Raw genomic sequence first — 3,916 nt, 5'->3', positions numbered from 1 at the left:
AGGGGCGTCGGCGGGGCGTTGCCGGGGCGGGCCGTCTGGGCCGGGAGCGCGGACGCGTCCTCGGGGCCGAACCAGGCGGCCACTCTGCCCGGGCCCACCGCGACCACGAGGACGGCCGCGAGGGCGAGCAGCCCCACCGCGTACCACCAGCCCGCACCGCCCCGCCGGCGCCGCGCCGCGTAGCTCCCCCAGGCGTCGAGAGACGCCTTGTTCCTCCCCATCCCCCCGCACTGCCTCTCTGTCGTGACCCCCGGCCCTGAGTTGTCGTCGATCATGGCACCCGCCACTGACAACGGCCCCCCGCAGCCGCCCACCGCCCGAGCGGAAGCGCTGGACGGTCGGCCTCCCGTACCGCGCCTCCCGCCCGGGGGGCAGGCGCTGGACGGGCGGCCTCCCCGTACCGCCTGAGAGACTGGGACCATGCCCCAGGACATAACCCCCAGTGACGCGGCGACCAGCCAGGACTTCGCCGCCGACGCCTCCGCCGTACCGCTCCGCGAGACCACCGACGGCGGTCCCGTCGTCGGGTTCGACCTCGACATGACGCTCGTCGACTCGCGGCGCGGGATCGGCGCGGTCTACCGGGCGCTCGCGGCGGAGACGGGCGCGGACATCGACGTGGACCTCGTGACGAGCCGGCTCGGACCGCCGCTGGAGCACGAGATGGCGAACTGGTTCCCGCCGGAGCAGGTCGTCGCCATGAGCGACCGCTACCGCGCGCTGTACCCCGACCACGCGATCGCCGAGACGACGGCGATGCCGGGCGCGCGGGAGGCGTTCGCCGCGGTACGGGCGGCGGGCGGGCGCGTACTCGTCGTGACCGCGAAGAACCGCGCGCACGCCGCGCTGCACCTCAGCCACCTCGGCCTGGAGCCGGACCTGCTGATCGGCGGGCTGTGGGCGGAGGCGAAGGGGACGGCGCTGCGCGCGCAGGGCGCTTCGGTGTACGTGGGCGACCACATCGGGGACGTGCGCGGGGCCCGTACGGCGGACGCGGTGGCGGTCGCGGTGGCGACGGGGCCGTGCGACGAGGAGGAATTGCGGGGCGCGGGGGCGGATGTGGTCCTCGGGACGCTCGACGCGTTCGCGGGGTGGCTGGGGGAGTACGTGAGCGGGACGGACGCGGGCGGTACGGGGAGTGCGGGGGGAGCTGCGGTGTGATGGTCGCCCTGGCGTCTGTGGATAACTCGCGTTTCGCGTGAACGTGGCTCACTCGGGGGAGTGAGGCGTTGTGCGGGTTTCAGCGAGTTGTCCACAGATGTGGCGGGAGGGGGCGGGGGGTGGGGGTGGCTTTGGAAGAATGGTATTGGGGCCGCCCCCTGGGAGGGCGGGGGCTGTCCGCTGGCGGGTGCGGGTGCGGGTGCGGGTGCCGATGCGAGTGCGCACCCCGCCCTGTCCCCCCACCCCCCTACGCCCCCACCCCCCTACGCCCCCGCCGCCCTCCTCCCCGCCAGAATCCCCCGCACCACCCCCGCTCCCGCGAGCAGCAGCCCCACCCCCATCAACATGCACACCGCGTACGCGAGGGTCGGGAAGGGGTCGGTGTGCAGGAAGAGGGGCGCGAGGGTGACGAGGGTCGCGACGGCGCCGATGGCGAAGACGATTCCGCCGGCGACGACCAGGCGGTCGCCGGGTCCGGGCTCCTGGGCAGGGGTTTTGTCGGGCACCGCACCAGGGTAGTTCCAAGGCCCGGGGACGAACCCGGGACGTCCCGCCGGGCGCCCGCGTCCTGAGGGGATGTCCGGCGATCGGACGGGGGCGGGGCACTGCCGTGTGCGGTACCTCGCGGACCGCACGGAATCGCCGGACACCGCCTAGCCTGGAGGGCGGCGGGTCCCGATGGCCCGCTGCTGTGCTCTCCAGGGCCCGCGAGGCCGCTGACGGGTCCTCGGGCCGCGTCGGCGGGTCGTTCGTGGTGCCCGGGGCCCGCCCCGCGCGTCACCCGCGGCTCCCGCCGGTTCCCGTCCGGGGGCGCGGGTCCGCCGGCGGCGGGCGGAGGCGGAGACAGGGACGGCTCCCGCCGTGGTGGGCCGTCGTGGACGAGCGAGGACGAGGACGAGCAGGTGCCTACCGGCAAGGTCAAGTGGTTCAACAGCGAGAAGGGCTTCGGCTTCCTCTCCCGCGACGACGGCGGTGACGTCTTCGTCCATTCCTCGGCGTTGCCACAGGACGTGGAGACGCTCAAGCCGGGCCAGCGCGTCGAGTTCGGAGTCGTGGCGGGCCAGCGGGGCGACCAGGCGCTCACCGTGACGGTCCTCGACCCGACCCCCTCGGTCGCCGCCGCCCAGCGCCGCAAACCCGACGAGCTGGCCTCGATCGTCCAGGACCTGACGACCCTCCTGGAAGGCGTCGCCCAGCAGCTCGAACGGGGCCGCTACCCCGACCGCGCGAGCGGCGCCAAGACCGCCAACCTCCTGCGCGCGGTCGCCGACCAGCTCGACGTCTGAGCGGGCCCCCGCGGAGGCGGTACGGGCCCGGGGCGGCGCACCGCCCCGCACGCGTACCGCCTCAGCGGGCCCCGCCCCCGCACAAGGCCCCGCGCCCCGCCCGCGGCGCACCCCCGCGCAGGGCACCTCCGTCCCTCACCCGAAGTCCAGCGCCCCCGCCGCCACCTCCGGCACCAGCCCCTGCTCCGCCGCCCGTCCGAGCAGTCCCCGCACCGCCCCGTACCCGTCCTCGCCCAGGTCCTCGGTGAACTCGTTGACGTAGAGGCCGATGTGCTGCTCGGCGACCGCCGGGTCCATCTCCTGCGCGTGCGCGGCCACGTACGGCCTGCTCGCCTCCGGGTCGGCCCAGGCCATGCGGACCGAGGTGCGGATCGTGCCGGCCAGCGCGCGCAGCCGCTCGGTGCCGAGGGAGCGCTTCGCGACGATCGCGCCGAGCGGGATCGGCAGGCCCGTCGTGGACTCCCAGTGCTCGCCCATGTCGGCGGCCTTGTGCAGCCCGTAGTCCTGGTACGTGAAGCGCGCCTCGTGGATCACGAGACCGGCGTCGACGCTCCCGTCCCGCACCGCCGGCATGATCCGGTCGAAGGGCATGACGACGATCTCGCCGACCCCGCCGGGGATCGTGTCGGCCGCCCACAGCCGGAAGAGCAGGTACGCCGTCGAGCGCTCGCTCGGCACCGCGATCCGCGCGCCGCCCAGGTCCTGCCCCGCCTCGCGCGTCAGCACGAGCGGCCCGCAGCCGCGCCCGAGGGCCCCGCCGCACGGCAGCAGCGTGTACTCGTCGAGAATCCACGGCAGCACCGCGTACGAGACCTTCAGGACCTCCGGCGAGGCGTCCCCGCCGCGCTCCGCGATCCCGTTCGTGATGTCGATGTCCGCGAACGTCACCTCGGGCGCCGCCGCGCCGGGCACCCGGCCGTGCGCCCAGGCGTCGAAGACGAAGGTGTCGTTGGGGCACGGCGAGAACGCGATGCGCAGCGTCTCCGGCAGCCCGCCGCCCGGCGTCGTCCCGTCCGTGCCCGTGCCCGTCTCCGTCACCGTCATCCCGCGGCCTCCTGATCATCCGCCCCCGTCGCGTACCCCTTCATGGTGCACCCACCGGGCGGCGCGCGAGGCGGCGGGCGTCCCTCACACGTACCGCCGTGCCTCCTGGAGCACCGGCGCCAGCGCCGTGAAGGCCGAGGTCAGGACCGCGAGCGCCTCCGGGACGCGCCACGCCTCGCGGTCGCGCGGGCCGACCGGGTTGGAGACCGCGCGCAGTTCGAGCGCCGGGATGCCGTAGCCGTACGCCGCCTCGGCGACCGCGAAGCCCTCCATGCCCTCGCTCGCCGCGCGCGGGCGCAAGCCCCGCAGCTCGGCCGCGCGCTCCGCGGTGCCGGTCACCGTCGAGACCGTCAGCGCCTCGCCCACCACGACGGGCGGCAGCGCGGGCGCGTCCTCCGCGTCCGCCGCGTCGTCTGGGGTCAGCG

General features: G+C 75.5%; 4 protein-coding genes and 2 pseudogenes. 2 read left to right on the top strand and 4 right to left on the bottom strand.

The genetic code is table 11. The annotated features are described in order from the left end of the window. Positions 1–221 (bottom strand): annotated as a pseudogene (locus G3I42_RS28220) (hypothetical protein); the annotation flags it as partial. A gap of 199 nt (positions 222–420) precedes the next feature. Here G3I42_RS28220 and G3I42_RS28215 point away from each other — a divergent pair. Beyond that, positions 421–1,161: an HAD hydrolase-like protein gene (locus G3I42_RS28215; RefSeq protein ID WP_164290594.1), complete on the top strand. Its 741-nt coding sequence runs from the start codon at positions 421–423 to the stop codon at positions 1,159–1,161. Positions 1,162–1,424: 263 nt separating this feature from the next. On the opposite strand, the gene G3I42_RS28210 is transcribed toward G3I42_RS28215, so the two are convergent. Further along, positions 1,425–1,667: a hypothetical protein gene (locus tag G3I42_RS28210; protein ID WP_164290593.1), complete on the bottom strand. Its 243-nt coding sequence runs from the start codon at positions 1,665–1,667 to the stop codon at positions 1,425–1,427. Positions 1,668–2,063: 396 nt separating this feature from the next. On the opposite strand from G3I42_RS28210, the gene G3I42_RS38505 reads away from it, so the two are divergent. Next, the gene (locus G3I42_RS38505) at positions 2,064–2,447 is read left to right on the top strand and encodes a cold-shock protein (protein WP_009066836.1); all 384 of its coding nucleotides are present in this window, start codon (positions 2,064–2,066) and stop codon (positions 2,445–2,447) included. 135 nt (positions 2,448–2,582) lie between these two features. Here the strand turns inward: G3I42_RS38505 and G3I42_RS28200 are convergent, their stop codons facing one another. Then, positions 2,583–3,491, bottom strand: a complete 909-nt coding sequence (locus tag G3I42_RS28200) for a 1,4-dihydroxy-6-naphthoate synthase (protein ID WP_164290592.1) — start codon at positions 3,489–3,491, stop codon at positions 2,583–2,585. Between the two features lie 84 nt (positions 3,492–3,575). Beyond that, a pseudogene (locus tag G3I42_RS28195) lies at positions 3,576–3,916 on the bottom strand (futalosine hydrolase); the annotation flags it as partial.

The organism is Streptomyces sp. SID11385, from assembly GCF_010548245.1.
Taxonomy (GTDB): Bacteria; Actinomycetota; Actinomycetes; order Streptomycetales; family Streptomycetaceae; genus Streptomyces.
This window is presented reverse-complemented; position numbering and strand designations above follow the sequence as displayed.

Bases quoted from the DNA above. Each gene is read 5' to 3' on its own strand.
- G3I42_RS28215 (WP_164290594.1), top strand. From the start codon at position 421: ATGCCCCAGGACATAACCCCCAGTGACGCGGCGACCAGCCAGGACTTC.
- G3I42_RS28200 (WP_164290592.1), bottom strand. From the start codon at position 3,491: ATGACGGTGACGGAGACGGGCACGGGCACGGACGGGACGACGCCGGGC.